This window comes from Zobellia sp. OII3, assembly GCF_002211465.1.
Lineage (GTDB): Bacteria > Bacteroidota > Bacteroidia > Flavobacteriales > Flavobacteriaceae > Zobellia > Zobellia galactanivorans.
Window position 1 is genome coordinate 133,777 of sequence record NZ_MWRZ01000006.1, and the last position, 17,436, is coordinate 151,212.

The window sequence follows — 17,436 nt, forward strand, 5'->3', positions numbered from 1 at the left end:
ATGGCAAAGTTGCACACTTCAGAAATAACGTTGAAAGTTGGTTTAGACGAAAACCGCGTACCCGAAGAACTTACATGGTCGGCTCAAGACGGGGGAATAGACAACGAAGAGGCTAAGGCCATGCTTTTGTCGGTTTGGGACAGTAAGTCGAAAGAATCGCTCAAGATAGACTTGTGGACAAAAGATATGCCCGTTGATGAAATGAAAATATTCTTCCATCAGACTTTGGTTTCTTTGTCCGATACCTTTATGAAAGCCACCCAAGACGAGAAAATGACCGCAACGATGAAAGATTTTTGCGATTATTTTGCGGAAAAATTGGATTTAAAATAAGGGCTTTTCTAATTGGCCATAGGGACTTCCATTAAAAGGATTTTTGAATTTTCAAGATAGGAGAGGTCTATACGCTCGGCTTCCTCTATTCCCAATCCGTCCCTTTTGTCCAGGGCAATACCGTTGGCCGTACATTTTCCTTCCAAAAGAAAAATATAGACGCCGTTTGCAGGGTCTTTAAGTTGGTAAGTGGTCTTTTGGCCTTTGTCAAAATCGCCTAGGTGAAACCATGCGTTTTGATGGATCCAAATGCCGTCGTCATCGGCATGGGGCGAAACTATCTGTTGTAGATTGTTCTTAAGGCTATCGGGCTTGAGGCTGATTTGGTCGTAACGTGGACTCACGTTGACCTTGTTGGGGAGTACCCATATTTGCAGGAATTTTACCTGCTGATCCCGACTTTTGTTCTTTTCGCTATGTTGTATTCCCGTTCCGGCACTCATGGCCTGTATGTCGCCTTGACGTATGATTGTGGTGTTGCCCATATCGTCTTTGTGTTCCAGGTCGCCCTCTAGGGGAATGGAGATGATTTCCATATTCTTGTGGGTGTGGGTGTTAAAACCCATTCCGGCGGCTACTTGGTCGTCGTTTAGCACCCTTAATACACCAAAATTCATGCGCTCGAGGTCATGGTAGTTGGCGAAGCTAAAGGTGTGGTAGCTGTTTAGCCAGCCATGGTTGGCGTGACCTCTGGTGTCTGCTTTGTGTATTGTAGTGTGCATAGTGTTGGGTCTTTGAATATTGTGTTGGCTTATTGTTTCGTGCTAAAAAGGGAAATGGTATAATCCAGTAATTCTGAGCCTCCGTATTCCCCGTGTCCGGGAATGGCCGTTTTAAGGTCGGGATAGGCTGCTTTTATCTTTTTGATGGTGTTGTCCCATTCGTTGGTGTTCGCATCGCCTAGGTATCCTTTGGCGGCATTGAGCGATTTAAGGGCGCATCCGCCAAAAAGGAGGTGCTCGCTAGGGATGTAACTTACAATGTTGTCTTTGGTATGGGCCTCGCCAAAATGACGGTTGATTATTTTTTGCTTCCCAATGGTCAGTTCGTTGGTGGTGTCAAAACCAATTTGTGGAACCGGGTTTCCTTCTTTTTTAGCAAGTTCTATGGTCGTATTGCTAGCGTAAGAGGGAATGCTTAGTTCGTGAAAGGCCTCGATCCCGCCAAGGCAGTCGTCGTGAAAGTGGTTGATGACCACGGCCTTGATCTGCTGTTTTTTGGTTTCGGTTATCCAGCGGATGAGCTCTTCGGAAGTTTCGTTGTCGGTGGGCGTATCGAAAACAACGGCCTGGCCTTGGTTTATGTAGATAAGTCCGTTACAGGCCACTTTTCCAAAGTCTCCGGTCGATAGGTAAGAGATATGGACGAAGCTGTTTTTGGAGAGCGGGATGATTTTTAAGTCCTCGCTACTGTAAGTTAAGGTCGGTTGTTGTGACTTACAGGAAAAGAAAGCCGTAATCAAGAACAAAAGTAATACGGTTGATTTATAGGTCATGGCTTTTGTTTAAGTACATAAATATATAGTTTTACATTGCATTATGAAAGATTCCGATAATCAAAAACTCATTTTTATCTACAACGCCGATTCTGGTTTGAAAAACGCATTGTTAGATAGTGCCCACAAAATTTTAAACCCCAGTACGTACAATTGTAATTTATGCGATATTACCTTTGGGGTGTTTACCGAGAACAAAATTTGGAAGCAATTTCGGGAGCAAACCGATTTGGAAATGGAGTTTTTGCACAAAGATGAATACAAGAAGCAATACGCTTCCAAGTTTGGTAATAAGTTTAGTTTTCCGATCATATTGGCCCAGGGCAATGGAGAGCTTCAGGTATTTGTGTCTACGGAGGAAATGAATACCATTGAAGATGCACAATCGTTGATGCGGCTTATTGAAGAAAGGGTGAAGGCCTAAGCTTTTGTAGCCTTAAAAAAGTCGGCATTGATGTTGTCTATAAAATTGAGTACGTCGTCACGGCCATAGCCCTTTGATGAGGAAGTGATAAAATAGGAGGGGGCTTCTTCCCATACCCCGTTCAGTAATTCCGAGATATACTTGTTTACGTTTTCTTCTATGGCCTTGGGCTTGAGTTTATCGGCTTTGGTAAAGATAATGCAGAACGGAATGTTGTTCTCGCCCAGCCACTCCATGAATTCCATGTCTATTTTTTGCGGTTCGTGGCGAATATCGACTAGAACAAAGGCGCAGACCAGTTGTTCGCGCTTGATAAAATAGTCGGTAATGTATTTTTGAAAAGTGTTCTTGCTCTTTTTTGACACTCGGGCGTAACCATATCCGGGTAAATCGACCAAGAACCAATTACCGTTGATCTTAAAGTGGTTGATCAATTGGGTCTTGCCCGGTCGGCCCGATGTCTTGGCCAGGCTTTTTCGCTCGGTTAGGCTGTTGATCAAAGATGATTTGCCTACGTTTGATCTTCCGATAAAGGCGTACTCGGGCAAGGGTTCGTTGGGGCACTTGGCCACATCGGTATTGCTGATTACGAAATTTGCCGATTTAATGTTCACCTTTAAGCTTGTTTAAGAGAAGTGTAGGGTTGTTAGAAATTGCGTTTGGTCAGCCAGCTGTCAAGAATCTCGTTGAACTTGTCAGGATGCTCCATCATAGGGGCATGGCCACACTTTTCGATCCAGTAAAGATCCGAGTCGGGTAGCAGCTCGTGAAAGAGTTTGGCTACGTCGGGTGGTGTTACACTGTCGTTCTCTCCCCAGATAATACATATAGGGGTGTTCATTTTAGGAAGGTCGTCGGCCATATTGTGCCTAATGGCACTTTTGGCGATCGCCAAGGTCTTTATGATCTTTTTACGGTCGTTGACCGTGGTAAATACTTCGTCTACGATTTCTTTGGTGGCGATCTCGGGATCGTAAAATACATCTTGGGCCTTCTTCTTTATGAACTCGTAATCGCCTCGTCTTGGATACCCATCGCCCATGGCGCTCTCGTACAATCCGGAGCTTCCGGTTATAATGAGGGCCTTTACCATTTTCGGATAGAGTTTCGTGTGTAGGAGGCCAATATGCCCTCCAAGGGAATTGCCCAGTAGTATAACGTTGTCAAGCTGCTTGAACTCAATGAATTTGGCCAAGAACTTGGCAAATTGCTTTACGTTGGTCTTAAGCATTGGCATATCGTAAATCGGTAGCTCGGGTATGAGCACCTTATACCCCTTTTTCGGAAAGTAGTCGGTGACACCTTGAAAGTTGCTTAGCCCTCCCATAAGACCGTGTAAAATAATGAGCGGCGTTCCTTCGCCTATCTCTATATACCGGAACTTTCCTTCCTTAATTAAATTTTTTTCCATTCAAGATACTTCTTGGTCTGTTGGCCAAAGATAGGCATAATCCTATTATGACTTGGTTACAAGTATAGCTCAATAAAGCGAGAATTGGCCATTATTTTTCATTCAGCGGTCAAAAACGCCATTTTTTTTCAAGCAAATTTAACCACAAGTTATGCCGAAAACCCACTATTTATTAACAAAGTGGTAATTAGTGGTAAAATGTGGTAATAAAATTTGTAGTTTTGAGTTATAGTATTGTAAAACAGCTTTTTTAAGTGATCAATTTCATTGGGACATACGATTGTAAGGCCGATGCCAAAGGTAGGGTAATGATTCCGGTTGCCCTAAAAAATCAGATGTCACCGATTTTGAATCAAGGCTTTGTGATCAAAAGATCTGTTTTTCAACCTTGTCTGGAATTGTATCCTATGGAGGAGTGGAATCTTCTGATGCAGAAGATGAACAAGAAAAACCGCTTCAAGAAGAAAAACAATGATTTTATCCGTCGTTTTTCGGCCGGAGTGAAAGTCATTGAGATCGATGGTACGGGGCGAATGTTGATACCGAAAAACCTGGTGGAGTTTGCGAACATCTCCAAAGAGGTGGTTTTGAGTTCGGCCATTAACATTATAGAGATCTGGGACAAGGATAGCTATGAGAAAGTATTGGAAGAAACCGCTGAGGATTTCGCCGATTTGGCGGAAGAGGTAATGGGTGATGACGGAGATGACGAAAGCTATGTATCATAATCCTGTATTGTTGCAAGAGTCCGTTGACGGACTCAATATAAAAGAGAACGGTGTGTATGTCGATGTCACCTTTGGTGGCGGTGGGCACTCGAGAAAGATATTGGAGTACTTGGGAAGCGAAGGAAAGTTGTTCGCTTTCGATCAAGACGAAGATGCGCTTGCAAATGCCATTGACGATCCGCGTTTTACGCTGATCAATGAGAATTTCAGGTTCATCCGGCAGTTTTTGAAGTTCTATGGTATTCGAAAAGTGGATGGGATTTTGGCTGATTTTGGTGTTTCCTCACATCAGTTCGATAAAGCTGAACGTGGGTTCTCTACCCGGTTCGAGGCCGATCTTGATATGCGGATGAGCAAAAGGAACCTCTTGTCGGCTTATGAAGTGGTCAATAACTATGATTACGACGATTTAAGAAGGGTTCTTTTTCAGTATGGGGATTTAAGAAATGCCAATGCAATGGCCAAGACCATTTTGGCAAAACGGGAAGAAGCGCCGATCAAGACTACCGAAATGTTGAAAGAGGCGCTGCAGAAGTTCTTGCCGAAAGCCAAAGAGCATAAGATATTGGCCCAGATATATCAGGCCGTTCGCATTGAAGTGAACCAAGAGATCGCGGTAATCGAGGAGTTTTTATTGCAGACTCCGGAGTTGTTGGATGAAGGAGGAAGGCTAAGTGTAATAAGTTATCATTCCTTGGAAGATCGTTTGGTAAAGCGATTTATACGGGAAGGACAATTTCAAGGTGAGGCGCCGAAGGATTTTTACGGAAATGTTGATGTTCCGTTCAAAAAAGTGGGGTCGCTTATAGTTCCTTCCAAAGAGGAAATAGCAAGGAACAATCGTGCCCGCAGTGCCAAATTGAGAATTGCGGAGCGCATAATTAAATAAAGTAAAAGGAATAAAGAAAAGCGAAACAATGAAAAAAGGATTGTTGAACATATTAAAAGGTAGGTTTTTGGTGAGCGGCGACGCCCCCAAAAATTGGCTGTTCATCATTTTCGCCTCTTTTCTGGCCACCGTTATGATCGGTAGTTCGCATAGTGCCGATAAAAAGGTGCATCAGATAGCGGCATTGAACGAAGAGGTAAAAGAGCTTCGGAACGAATTTGTAGATGTGCGCTCAGACGTGCAACAGTTAAAGTTGGAATCTACGGTAATGCAGATCGTGGCGGAAAAAGGCTTGTACCCGTCAGAGGTGCCGCCAAAACAAATAAAGGTTAAATCAAACAATAAGAAGGAAGAATAGTGGCCGTAACCGAAAAAAGCATATTGACCCGGTTGTACGTTGTAACGGCGTTCATGTTTTTGTTCGCTATTGCCGTGCTTTTCAAATTGGTGAATATCCAGTTTGTGCAAGGCGATAAGTACAAGGCCTTGGCGATGGAGCGCACTGAAAAGATGTTTACCATAGCGCCCAATCGCGGTAATCTATATTCTGACGATGGTAGTCTATTGGCGACTTCCGTATCGCGCTACACCATCCGTTTCGATGCCGTTACCGTGAGTGAGGAAGACTTTAGGAGGAATATCGTTCCCTTGTCCAATGCGCTTTCAAAAATGTTGGGTAAATCGTCTTCGCACTATCAGCAAGTGTTGAGGAAGGCCAAGGTGAACAAGAACAGATATGCCCTTATAGCCAGAAACCTTGATTACTCCGAATACATAGCGGTCAAAGATTTTCCGCTATTCAATAAGGGGCCGTACAAAGGCGGTTTGATCATAGAGCAGAAAACGGTTAGGGAGCATCCGTTGGGTAAAATCGCGGAGCGCAGTGTGGGCTATGAGAACGTAGACGAAAACGGATACTATTCAGGAGTGGGGCTCGAAAGGGCCTACGGTGAATACCTAAGGGGTGTTCAAGGGAAGCGTTTAAAGCAAAAAATTGCCAAAGGCCAGTGGAAGCCGATCGGGTGGGAGAATATCGTTGAGCCTAAAGATGGGTATGATTTGGTGTCTACCATCGATATTAATATTCAGGATATCGCCCACCACGCTTTGCTGGGGCAATTGGAGCATTATAAGGCCGACCATGGTTGTGTCATCGTTATGGAAACCGAAACGGGTGAAGTGAAGGCCATATCGAATTTGGGACGGACCGAAGCCGGTAAATACTATGAGCGCTTGAATTACGCCATAGGGGAATCGCACGAGCCGGGTTCTACCTTTAAGTTGATGTCGCTTGTGGCTGCCCTTGAGGATAAGGTGATTGATACCAGTACTGTACTCGATACCGAGAACGGAAGATGGAAAATTTACGATAGAACGGTAAGGGATTCCAAGTGGGGCGGATATGGTAAGATTTCCGCAGGGCATGCCTTTGAGGTTTCCTCTAACACGGCTTTCGCAAAAATGATCCACAATAATTACAAGAACGATCCCGAGAAATTCGTCAATCGTTTGATGCGTATGAACCTCCATAAAAAATTGGACCTTCCTATAAAAGGGGAAGGGGAGCCGGTTATCAGGTTTCCTGGCGACAAGGGTTGGTCCGGTATTTCATTGGCGTGGATGTCCCATGGTTACGAGGTATCCATGACGCCTTTGCAGGTGCTTACTTTTTACAATGCCATTGCCAATGATGGTGAAATGGTAAAGCCTCGATTGATCAAGGAAGTAAAGGAGTGGGACCGCACCGTTCAAAAGTTCGATAAAGAGGTGATCAGCGAAGCGATCTGTTCAAAGGAAACCGCTTCCAAGGTGCAAGAACTGCTGAAAAATGTAGTCGAAAAAAAATACGGTACGGGCCACCGGTTGTATTCGCCTAATTTTTCCATGGCGGGTAAAACGGGGACCGCGCAAAAAAATTACGTTTCGAAAGATCCTGATAAACTAAAGTACATATCGACTTTTGCGGGGTATTTCCCTGCTGAAAACCCAAAGTACTCCTGTATCGTGGTTATCCATGAGCCGGATAAAAGTGTGGGGTACTACGGTGCCGATGTTTCGGGGCCCGTATTCAAGTCCATAGCGCAGAAAGTATATGCGACCTCTCCCTTGGTAGACGAGGTGGATATGGACAAGATGGAAGACCCGCGATTGGAAAAATCGTATCAAAAATATTATGCCGAAGCCCAAAAACATTACAAGCAAGTGCCCAATGTGAAGGGTATGAGCGGTATGGATGCGGTTTCGATCCTTGAAAACCTTGGGATGGAGGTAGAGGTAAAGGGCAATGGAAAAGTAAAAAGACAGTCCGTTTCGCAGGGAACGAACATTAAGGAAGCTAAAAAAATTACACTAGAGCTATCGTGAGACTATTGAAGGACATATTGTTCGGGGCAAGCCTGACCGATGTAATCGGTTCTACCAATGTATTGGTGAACAACATCCGTTTTGATTCTAGAAAGGTCGAAATGGACGATGTTTTTGTGGCTATCAAAGGGACGTTGACCGATGGCCATTTGTTCATAGGCAAGGCCATTGACCTTGGGGCAAAGGCTATTGTGTGCGAAACCTTGCCGGAACAGATAATAGATGGCGTAACCTATGTAGAGGTAAAGGATGGTAATACGGCCTTGGCCATGATGGCATCCAATTTTTACGGCAATCCTTCCAAAAACTTAAAATTGGTAGGGGTTACCGGAACCAACGGTAAGACTACCATATCGAGTCTGTTGTACCAATTGTTCAAGAAGGCGGGGTATAAGGTAGGGCTTTTGTCTACCATTAAAATAATGGTTGATGATCAAGTGTACGCCACCAGTCATACCACTCCCGATGCATTGACGATCAATGCGCATTTGCACCTAATGAACGAGGCCGGGGTGGAGTTCTGCTTTATGGAAGTGAGTTCGCATGGCATCCATCAAAAAAGAACACAAGGCTTGACCTTTGAGGGGGCTATTTTTACCAACCTCTCCCATGACCACTTAGATTATCATAAGACTTTTGCCGAGTATAGGGATACCAAAAAAATACTTTTCGATCAGCTGCCTAAAACTGCTTTTGCCCTTTCGAATATAGATGATAAGAACGGAGCGGTTATGTTGCAGAATACCAAGGCCAAAAAGTATACATATGCCCTTAGGACCTATGCCAATTATCGGGCACAGGTACTGGAGAGCCAGTTTAGCGGTACGTTGCTCAAAATAAACGAACATGAACTCTGGTCAAGGCTTATAGGTCATTTCAATGCCTATAATATGTTGGCGATTTTTGCCACGGCCGACCTGTTGGGCATGGAAACCTTGGAAACCTTGCGATTGTTGAGCGAACTGGAAAACGTAGACGGCCGCTTTCAATATTTTATATCGAGTAAAAAAATTACGGCTATAGTTGACTATGCCCATACGCCGGATGCGCTAAAAAACGTGCTGGAAACAATCAGTACGCTGAGAACTGGAAATGAAAACGTTATCACCGTTGTGGGGTGTGGTGGCGATAGAGACAGCTCTAAGCGTCCGGTTATGGGTCATATTGCTTCGCAGTTGAGCGATAAGGCCATTTTTACCTCCGACAACCCGAGAGGGGAGTCTCCCATAGCCATTATAGATGCTATGGAAAAAGGGGTGGAACCACAGAACGTAAAGAAAATCCTATCCATAGAAAATAGGGAGCAGGCTATAAAAACGGCATGCCAGTTGGCCAATGCCGAAGATATCATACTCATTGCCGGAAAAGGACATGAGACCTATCAGGAAACGAATGGAAAGCGCATTCACTTTGACGATTTTGAAACGGTGAAAGACGTGCTTAAGCGTTTGGATAAATAACGAAGACCAAAGAAAATATAAAGACTAGAAGCTTAAAAGATGCTATACTACCTATTCGAATATTTAGAAAATGAATACCAGTTGCCCGGGGCGAGCTTGTTTCAGTTCACCACCTTTAGGGCGGCCATGGCCATTCTGCTTTCGTTGATGATAGCAACGGTATATGGTAAGCGGGTTATTCTTTTTCTTCAAAGACAGCAGATAGGTGAGAGTGTACGTGACCTTGGTCTTGAAGGACAAAAGCAAAAGGCGGGTACGCCGACCATGGGCGGCCTCATCATTATCATGTCTACTTTGATTCCAGTGCTTTTGTTGGCAAAACTTGATAACATCTACATCATTTTGCTGATCGTCACTACGCTTTGGATGGGCTTTATAGGCTTTGCCGATGATTATATCAAGGTATTCAAAAAAGATAAACAAGGTCTTAAAGGTAGGTTTAAGGTGTTGGGTCAAGTGGTTCTTGGTCTTGGGGTTGGGGCGACCTTGTACTTTCATCCCGGGGTGACCATGAGGGACGATTCCAGTACCATTATTACCGAGCAATTGACCGTACGTGACGTTATAGGCAAGGAAATCAAATCGGTGCGCACCACGGTTCCTTTTTTTAAGAACAACGAGTTGGATTATAGCGATTTTATCGGTTGGGCGGGAGAAGGTGCCCGTGACTACGCTTGGTTGATATTCATACCGATCGTGATACTTATCGTAACGGCGGTTTCCAACGGGGCCAACCTTACCGATGGTATCGATGGCCTTGCGGCGGGTACGTCGGCCATCATAGTTTTTACACTGGGGGTTTTTGCTTGGGTGTCGGGTAACGTCATCTTTTCAAATTACCTGGATATTATGTTCATCCCCAATTCGGGAGAATTGGTGGTCTTTATAACGGCATTTGTGGGGGCATTGGTGGGCTTTCTTTGGTATAACGCCTTTCCGGCCCAGGTTTTTATGGGAGACACCGGTAGTTTGACGATCGGGGGCATCATTGCCGTGATCGCCATCATTATCAGAAAAGAATTGTTGATTCCCGTGTTGTGCGGAATCTTCTTTGCCGAGTCGCTATCGGTCATGATACAGGTAGGCTATTTTAAGTATACCAAAAAGAAATTTGGGGAAGGTAGGCGTGTTTTTTTAATGTCGCCCATCCATCATCACTATCAGGTAAAAGGATATCACGAAAGTAAGATCGTTACCCGGTTTTGGATTATTGCCATCCTTTTAGCGGTCATAACCGTGGTTACCTTGAAAGTTAGATAAGATGAAAAGATTGGTGGTTTTAGGAGGAGGCGAAAGCGGAGTGGGTACGGCCATCTTAGGAAAACAACAGGGGTTCGAGGTTTTTGTATCGGACCGGGGAAAGATAAAAGAGAAATATAGAGACGTTCTTGAACATTTTGATATTGATTGGGAAGCCGAAAAGCACACGGAAGCAAAGATCCTGAATGCGGATCTGGTCATGAAAAGTCCGGGTATACCCGATACGGTTCCATTGGTGAAGGCATTGCACGATAAGGGCATTCCTGTTATTTCGGAGATTGAGTTCGCATCGCGATATACCGATGCTACTTTGATCGGTATAACCGGAAGTAACGGAAAGACCACCACTACTATGTTGACCAACCACTTGTTAAAAGAAGGTGGGTTGAACGTAGGGATGGCGGGCAATATCGGTGATAGCTACGCTAAAATGGTCGCTGAGAACAATTATGATTTCTACGTTTTGGAAATCAGCAGTTTTCAGTTGGACGGGATTGTGGATTTTAAACCGCATATCGCCATCCTAACGAACATTACGCCGGATCATTTGGACCGATATGATTACAAGTTTGAAAATTATGTCGCTTCAAAATTCCGAATAGCACAGAACCAGAGCGAAGACGACTTTTTAATTTATGACGCAGACGATCCGGTGATTGTTGCCTGGCTTGAAAAGCATCCCGTTAAATCAAAATTACTCCCATTTTCCATAGAACAGGAACTGGGGGAAGGAGCATATCTAAAGAACAATAACATAATACTGAACATAACTAACGAGACATTGGAAATGACAAAAGACGCCTTAGCACTTGAAGGAAAACACAATTTAAAAAATTCTATGGCTGCAATGACAGCGGCAAAATTGGTGAGCATACGAAAAGCATCGATACGTGATAGTATCGCTAATTTTCAAGGAGCCCCCCATCGCCTTGAAAACGTATTGAAAATACACCATGTACAGTATATAAATGATTCTAAAGCTACCAACGTAAACTCCGTATTCTATGCTTTGGATAGTGTGAAAACACCTATTGTATGGATTGTCGGAGGACAGGACAAGGGTAACGATTACAGGGAGCTGATGCCTTTGGTCCGTGAAAAGGTAAAGGCTATCGTTTGCTTGGGATTGGACAATGAAAAGATAAAGGATGCCTTTGGCAATGTAGTGGATCTAATGGTGGAAACCTTTGCCATGGACGAAGCGGTTAAAGTGGCCTATAAGATTGCCGAGAGGGGAGACACGGTTCTGTTATCTCCGGCATGTGCCAGTTTTGATTTGTTTCAGAACTATGAAGATCGCGGAAACCAATTTAAGGCCGCAGTAAAGAACTTGTAAAAACAGTACGCAGTGAACGCATTTTTTGAAAATATCAAAGGAGATAAAGCTATTTGGGCCATTGCGGCCCTCTTGGGCTTGTTTTCGTTCTTGCCGGTATATAGTGCCAGTAGTAATTTGGTCTATGTAGTGGGTAACGGAACCACGTTTGGGTATTTGGTAAAACATGCATTGCTATTGTTTTTGGGCTTTGGTATCATTTATGGTGTTCATCGTATCCCCTCGCATTTTTTTAAGGGTTTGTCTTTGATCGCCATGCCTTTGGTGCTGGTTTTGTTGGTATTTACCCTGGCCCAGGGTACTACTATAGGCGGGGCCAACGCAAGCCGATGGATCAGCGTTCCCATAGTTGGTATCTCGTTCCAGACATCGAACCTGGCCGCAGTGGTGCTAATGATCTATGTGGCGCGCTACCTGAGTAAGGTAAGGCATAAAGAGATCACCTTTAAGAGAAGTATATTGCCCTTGTGGATTCCCGTTTTTCTAACGGTGGCCTTAATTTTGCCCGCGAACTTTTCAACGGCGGCCATTATATTTTCAATGGTACTCTTGCTTTGCTTTTTAGGGGGGTATCCGCTAAAATATTTGTTCGGTATCATTGGGGCGAGTGTATTGAGCTTGGCGTTCTTTATACTTACGGCAAAGGCTATTCCAGGGCTGTTCCCGAACCGCGTCGATACGTGGATCAGTAGGGTAGAGAATTTTGCCGATTCGGAAGATACCGAGGCCGATTACCAGATCGAGCGGGCCAAGATTGCCATTGCTACGGGAGGTATTATCGGTAAAGGTGCGGGAAAAAGCATTCAGAAAAACTTTTTGCCACAGAGCTCATCGGATTTTATTTATGCCATTATCGTGGAGGAGTATGGACTGGTGGGTGGTTTCGCCCTTATGTTCTTTTATATGTTCCTGCTGTTCCGGATCGTGGTCGTGGCCAATGGAAGTGCCACTATTTTCGGTAAGTTGGCAGCGCTTGGGGTAGGGCTTCCCATAGTCTTTCAGGCGTTGATCAATATGGCCGTGGCGGTCGAGCTTTTTCCGGTAACGGGGCAGACCTTGCCGCTGATCAGTAGCGGTGGTACCAGTAGCTGGATGACCTGCTTGGCCATCGGTGTTATTTTGAGTGTGAGCAATAAGGAGGCTAAAGTAGAAAAGCCGTCCGAAGAGATAGATGAAACGAACCCTTTAGAAGTGTTGAGTGGGCAATTATAGATTCATACTTTCCGGTGGTGGAACGGGCGGGCATATTTATCCGGCGATCGCCATTGCGAACGAATTGAAAAGACGGCATCCTGACGCGCAGTTTTTATTTGTGGGCGCCAAGGATAGAATGGAGATGGAAAAAGTGCCTCAAGCAGGTTATGAGATCGAGGGATTGTGGATTAGCGGGTTGCAACGGAAACTGACCCTTAAAAATTTAATGTTTCCTTTTAAAGTAATAAGTAGTTTGATACAGGCCGGAAAAATAGTACGCAAATTCAAACCGCATGCCGTCATAGGTACTGGGGGATTTGCCAGTGGGCCAATGTTGAAGGTCGCTTCCGGAAAAGGGGTGCCCTGCGTATTGCAAGAGCAGAATTCCTATGCGGGTATTACCAATAAACTACTGAAAGATAAAGTGGCCAAAATTTGTGTGGCCTATGATGAAATGGACCGGTTTTTTCCCAAGGATAAGATCGTAAAAACAGGTAACCCGGTCAGGGGAGACCTGGTTGAAATGACGGCCGATAAAAACGAGGCCTTGAAGTTCTTCGGATTGAAAACCGATGTGCCTACCCTTTTGATTTTGGGAGGAAGCCTTGGTGCCCGACGAATTAACCAATTGGTGGCAAAGAACCTCGGTCTTTTTGAGCAAAACGGGGTACAGCTTCTATGGCAATGCGGAAAGCTCTATATCGATGAATATGCGAAATACAATTCCGATTCGGTAAAGGTGCTCGATTTTTTAAATCGAATGGATTATGCCTATGCTGCTTCCGATATTATCATATCACGTGCGGGTGCGGGTTCGGTCTCTGAATTGTGCATTGTAGGAAAGCCGGTGATATTTGTTCCTTCGCCCAATGTGGCGGAAGACCACCAGACGAAGAACGCCCGGGCATTGGCAAACGATAATGCGGCATTGTTGTTGAAGGAAAGTGAGTTGGATGCCAAGTTTGAAAGGGTGTTTATGGGGCTTTTTAATGATAAGGGGCAACAAGAACGTTTGTCGGCGAACATTAAAAAATTGGCCTTGCCGAACGCGACAAAAGATATCGTGGACGAAATTGAAAAATTAATTGGGAATGCCACCCGTAAATAATGGCATGGGAAGAAGTAGAAATGGACTTAAAACGCATACATAACGTATATTTTATTGGCATCGGAGGCATTGGTATGTCTGCTTTGGCACGTTATTTTAAGTTCGTTGGTAAGCAAGTGGCAGGTTATGATAAGACCGAAACACCACTTACCGAAGAGCTTTCCGGCTTGGGTATCGCCATTCATTACGATGATGATATTTCAGCGGTGGGGGAAGGTTTTAAAAATCAGGAAAACACCCTGGTGGTCTATACTCCGGCAGTGCCTTTGGAGCATTCGGAATATCAATATTTTTTGGCCCAGGGTTTTGAAATCAAAAAACGCTCCGAAGTTTTAGGGCTTATTACCAAAGACAGCTTTTGTTTGGCTGTTGCGGGTACCCATGGCAAGACGACTACCACAAGTATTTTGGCACATTTGCTCAAAGAGTCCGGTGCTGCCTTTACGGGGTTTTTAGGAGGAATATCGGAAGATTTCAATAGTAACTTTGTGTTTGAGGGGACCGACTTTTCGGTGGTCGAGGCAGATGAGTTCGATCGTTCCTTCCTGAGGTTGTTCCCCAATGTGGCCTGTATCACGTCTATGGATGCCGACCATTTGGATATATACGGTAATCCGGAAGAGTTACAGAAGTCATTTTTAGAGTTTGCCGATAAGATTCCCTCGGATGGAGCCCTTTTTGTGAGAAAAGGTCTTCCCTTGAAAGGTATAACCTATGGTATAGAAGACGGGGCGGATTATTGTATAACGCACCTAAGAATAGAAAACGGTACTTATGTTTTTGATTTGGTGACGCCGGAAACCGTTTTGACCAACGTAATGTTCAATAAGCCGGGCCGACACAATCTTTTAAACGGATTGGTGGCTTTTGCCATGGCGACCCGTGCGGGCTTGCCCCTCGAAAAATTGGCAAGTGCATTGGCGACGTTCAAAGGGGTGCAAAGGCGGTTCACCTATAAAATAAAGACGGAGAAGTTTGTTTTTATCGACGATTATGCCCATCATCCTACCGAGATAAATGCGGTGTACGATGCGGTTGCCGAAATGCATCCGGGCAAAAAAACATTGGCGGTCTTTCAGCCCCACCTGTTTTCGAGAACCAGGGATTTTGCCGATGCCTTTGCCCAAAGCCTTTCAAGGTTTGATAGTGTGCTGTTGTTAGATATCTATCCCGCACGCGAAAAACCGATAGAAGGGGTAACGGCGGAATGGTTGATGGGGAAAATTACAAACCCGAAAAGAAAAATAATCGAGAAATCCAAATTGCTAGATGAGATAAAGCGGCAAAATCCAGAGGTACTTATTACTATGGGGGCCGGAGATATAGGATTGGAAGTAAGTAAAATCACAAAAGAATTACAAGATGCGTATTAATTATAACTACATAAAGCTATTGGCCTTGGTCGTTGTAATAACGGGGCTTTACGCATTTTCTAACCAAAGAAGTGCGAAAAGAAGTATAAACGGCATTGCTATTGATTTTGTGGAAAATCAAAATTTGTTCATTACGGAAGGCGCGGTTAATAAATTGTTAATACAAAAATTCGGCAGTCTTGAAAACGTGCCCAAAGAAAAATTAGTTTTGAATACTATTGAGAAGGCCATTGAGGCCAACAAAATGGTGAAAAGTGCCCAAGTTTATCTTACTGTAAACGGTAAGTTGGCGTCGAAAATCATTCAACGCACACCAATCGGACGTATAGAAGGGGATTCAAAATTTTACCTTGACGAGGACGGAAAGCGGATGCCGCTGTCAACGAGTTATTCTGCACGCGTACCCATAATCACGGGCCGCACCACGGAAAAAGGCTTGGCAGATGTATATAAAATTTTGAACTATGTCAATACGGATGAGTTTCTGAAGAAAAACATCATTGGGCTACATATCGAGAATGAAGATGAATATCAGCTTCGTTTTCGTACGGAAGAGTTTGTTGTCGATTTAGGTGACGTAGAAAGACTGGAAGAAAAGTTTAGCAATTTCAAGGCATTTTACGCCAAGGCAAATAAAGACAAAACTCTGCAAAACTATGATGTTGTTAGTTTAGAGTTTGACAATCAAGTAGTGTGCACCAAAATTTAAGTTATGGAAGTAGGTAATTATTCGGTAGGATTGGACATTGGAACAACCAAGATCGTAGCCATAATCGGTAAGAAAAACGAGTATGGTAAAATTGAGGTTCTGGGCATCGGTAAATCTAAGAGTTTAGGGGTGCACCGTGGTGTTGTAAACAATATTACGCAAACCATTCAATCGATACAGCAGGCTGTGGAAGAGGCGGAAGCCAATTCCGGTTTGAAGATTGGGTCGGTTGTGGTCGGTATTGCCGGGCAGCATATAAGAAGTCTGCACCATAGCGATTATATCACTAGGCCCGATTCTGAGGAGGTCATCAATGATGATGATTTAGATAAGCTTTGTAACCAGGTTTACAAGTTGGTAATGCTTCCGGGTGAAGAGATTATTCACGTACTTCCACAAGAGTATAAAGTGGACGGACAGGCCGAGATCAAAGAGCCGATTGGCATGTATGGTGGCCGTCTTGAAGCTAATTTCCATGTGGTGGTAGGCCAGGTTTCTTCCATCAAGAATGTAGGCCGGTGTATCAAGAGCGCCGGACTAGACCTAGGGAACATCACCCTAGAGCCCTTGGCGTCTTCCGATGCGGTTTTGAGCAAGGAAGAAAAAGAAGCCGGTGTGGCATTGATCGATATAGGGGGCGGTACTACCGACTTGGCCATTTTTAAGGATGGTATCATACGGCATACGGCCGTAATTCCATTTGGTGGCGGTGTCATCACCGAAGACATCAAGGAAGGTTGCTCCATTATTGAAAAGCAGGCAGAACTTTTAAAGATAAGGTTCGGTTCGGCTTGGCCAGGTGAAAACAAGGATAATGAAATTGTTTCCATACCCGGTCTTCGTGGTAGGGAGCCTAAGGAAATTACCCTTAAGAACCTTTCGAAAATCATTCATGCACGGGTTGTTGAGATCGTAGAGCAAGTCTATACGGAAATCAAGAATTACGGCCATGAAGAACAGAAAAAGAAACTGATTGCAGGTATAGTGCTTACAGGTGGCGGTAGCCAGTTGAAGCATTTAAAGCAATTGGTTGAATATATTACGGGTATGGATACACGTATCGGATACCCTAATGAACATTTGGCAGGCGATTCAGATGCCGAAATCGCCAGTCCCCTCTACGCTACCGCCGTTGGTCTTTTGATGAACGCCGTAGCCAATGAGAAAAAGATCAAAACGGCAGAAACCAAAGAAACGCTCGTAGACGAAGGAGAGCTCGTTATGGCGGGACACGAAGAGGAAGCGCCCCAGTCAAATGGGCCTAAGGTCAAGAAAGAGCGCAAATCGGTATTTGATAAATGGTCGGAAAAGTTGAAGGACTTTTTGGATAATGCCGAGTAAAAGACAGAAAC

The 17,436-nt window shown here is 44.3% G+C and carries 18 protein-coding genes; 14 read left to right on the forward strand and 4 right to left on the reverse strand.

All coding sequences use genetic code 11. The annotated features are described in order from the left end of the window. Positions 1–333 (forward strand): gliding motility protein GldC, encoded by a 333-nt coding sequence (gene gldC / locus B4Q04_RS15965; RefSeq protein WP_013992185.1) that lies wholly within the window; start codon positions 1–3, stop codon positions 331–333. Positions 334–341: 8 nt separating this feature from the next. On the opposite strand, the gene B4Q04_RS15970 is transcribed toward gldC, so the two are convergent. Continuing rightward, positions 342–1,055 carry a pirin family protein gene (locus tag B4Q04_RS15970; protein WP_013992184.1) on the reverse strand — a complete coding sequence of 238 codons (714 nt, stop codon included), beginning with the start codon at positions 1,053–1,055 and terminating at the stop codon, positions 342–344. Positions 1,056–1,084: 29 nt separating this feature from the next. After that, positions 1,085–1,828 carry a subclass B1 metallo-beta-lactamase gene (gene bla, locus B4Q04_RS15975; protein ID WP_088697412.1) on the reverse strand — a complete coding sequence of 248 codons (744 nt, stop codon included), beginning with the start codon at positions 1,826–1,828 and terminating at the stop codon, positions 1,085–1,087. Between the two features lie 43 nt (positions 1,829–1,871). Here bla and B4Q04_RS15980 point away from each other — a divergent pair, with 43 nt between their 5' ends. Beyond that, a complete protein-coding gene (locus tag B4Q04_RS15980; protein WP_088697413.1) occupies positions 1,872–2,252 on the forward strand; it encodes a GTPase in 381 nt (126 codons plus the stop codon). Here the strand turns inward: B4Q04_RS15980 and yihA are convergent. After that, positions 2,249–2,866: a ribosome biogenesis GTP-binding protein YihA/YsxC gene (gene yihA / locus B4Q04_RS15985; protein WP_013992181.1), complete on the reverse strand. Its 618-nt coding sequence runs from the start codon at positions 2,864–2,866 to the stop codon at positions 2,249–2,251. The genes B4Q04_RS15980 and yihA overlap by 4 nt on opposite strands. 32 nt (positions 2,867–2,898) lie before the next feature. After that, a complete protein-coding gene (locus B4Q04_RS15990) occupies positions 2,899–3,663 on the reverse strand; it encodes an alpha/beta fold hydrolase (RefSeq protein WP_088697414.1) in 765 nt (254 codons plus the stop codon). Between the two features lie 254 nt (positions 3,664–3,917). Here B4Q04_RS15990 and mraZ point away from each other — a divergent pair, with 254 nt between their 5' ends. Genes mraZ through ftsA form a run of 12 tightly spaced genes read left to right on the forward strand, consistent with a single transcriptional unit; the run spans position 3,918 to position 17,425 of the window. Then, on the forward strand, positions 3,918–4,391 hold the full coding sequence (gene mraZ / locus B4Q04_RS15995) for a division/cell wall cluster transcriptional repressor MraZ (RefSeq protein ID WP_013992179.1): 474 nt from the start codon (positions 3,918–3,920) through the stop codon (positions 4,389–4,391). Then, complete coding sequence (gene rsmH, locus B4Q04_RS16000; RefSeq protein ID WP_013992178.1) at positions 4,381–5,280, forward strand: 16S rRNA (cytosine(1402)-N(4))-methyltransferase RsmH; 900 nt, start codon at positions 4,381–4,383, stop codon at positions 5,278–5,280. Before mraZ ends, rsmH begins: the two co-directional genes overlap by 11 nt. 28 nt (positions 5,281–5,308) lie before the next feature. Next, the gene (locus tag B4Q04_RS16005) at positions 5,309–5,638 is read left to right on the forward strand and encodes an FtsL-like putative cell division protein (RefSeq protein WP_088697415.1); all 330 of its coding nucleotides are present in this window, start codon (positions 5,309–5,311) and stop codon (positions 5,636–5,638) included. Continuing rightward, a complete protein-coding gene (locus B4Q04_RS16010) occupies positions 5,638–7,644 on the forward strand; it encodes a penicillin-binding protein (RefSeq protein WP_088697416.1) in 2,007 nt (668 codons plus the stop codon). The genes B4Q04_RS16005 and B4Q04_RS16010 overlap by 1 nt, the downstream gene beginning before the upstream one ends. Next, positions 7,641–9,104: a UDP-N-acetylmuramoyl-L-alanyl-D-glutamate--2,6-diaminopimelate ligase gene (locus B4Q04_RS16015; protein ID WP_046287319.1), complete on the forward strand. Its 1,464-nt coding sequence runs from the start codon at positions 7,641–7,643 to the stop codon at positions 9,102–9,104. Before B4Q04_RS16010 ends, B4Q04_RS16015 begins: the two co-directional genes overlap by 4 nt. 39 nt (positions 9,105–9,143) lie before the next feature. Next, positions 9,144–10,364 carry a phospho-N-acetylmuramoyl-pentapeptide-transferase gene (mraY, locus tag B4Q04_RS16020; RefSeq protein WP_013992174.1) on the forward strand — a complete coding sequence of 407 codons (1,221 nt, stop codon included), beginning with the start codon at positions 9,144–9,146 and terminating at the stop codon, positions 10,362–10,364. A gap of 1 nt (position 10,365) precedes the next feature. Then, a complete protein-coding gene (gene murD / locus B4Q04_RS16025; protein ID WP_088697417.1) occupies positions 10,366–11,700 on the forward strand; it encodes a UDP-N-acetylmuramoyl-L-alanine--D-glutamate ligase in 1,335 nt (444 codons plus the stop codon). Positions 11,701–11,712: 12 nt separating this feature from the next. Then, a complete protein-coding gene (locus B4Q04_RS16030) occupies positions 11,713–12,912 on the forward strand; it encodes an FtsW/RodA/SpoVE family cell cycle protein (RefSeq protein WP_088697418.1) in 1,200 nt (399 codons plus the stop codon). After that, a complete protein-coding gene (murG, locus tag B4Q04_RS16035) occupies positions 12,899–14,002 on the forward strand; it encodes an undecaprenyldiphospho-muramoylpentapeptide beta-N-acetylglucosaminyltransferase (RefSeq protein ID WP_013992171.1) in 1,104 nt (367 codons plus the stop codon). Before B4Q04_RS16030 ends, murG begins: the two co-directional genes overlap by 14 nt. A gap of 20 nt (positions 14,003–14,022) precedes the next feature. Continuing rightward, on the forward strand, positions 14,023–15,375 hold the full coding sequence (murC, locus tag B4Q04_RS16040; RefSeq protein WP_088697465.1) for a UDP-N-acetylmuramate--L-alanine ligase: 1,353 nt from the start codon (positions 14,023–14,025) through the stop codon (positions 15,373–15,375). After that, entirely contained in the window at positions 15,365–16,084 is a 720-nt protein-coding gene (locus tag B4Q04_RS16045) for a cell division protein FtsQ/DivIB (protein ID WP_013992169.1), read from the forward strand. Before murC ends, B4Q04_RS16045 begins: the two co-directional genes overlap by 11 nt. A 3-nt stretch (positions 16,085–16,087) precedes the next feature. Next, complete coding sequence (gene ftsA / locus B4Q04_RS16050) at positions 16,088–17,425, forward strand: cell division protein FtsA (RefSeq protein WP_013992168.1); 1,338 nt, start codon at positions 16,088–16,090, stop codon at positions 17,423–17,425. Positions 17,426–17,436 lie beyond the last annotated feature (11 nt).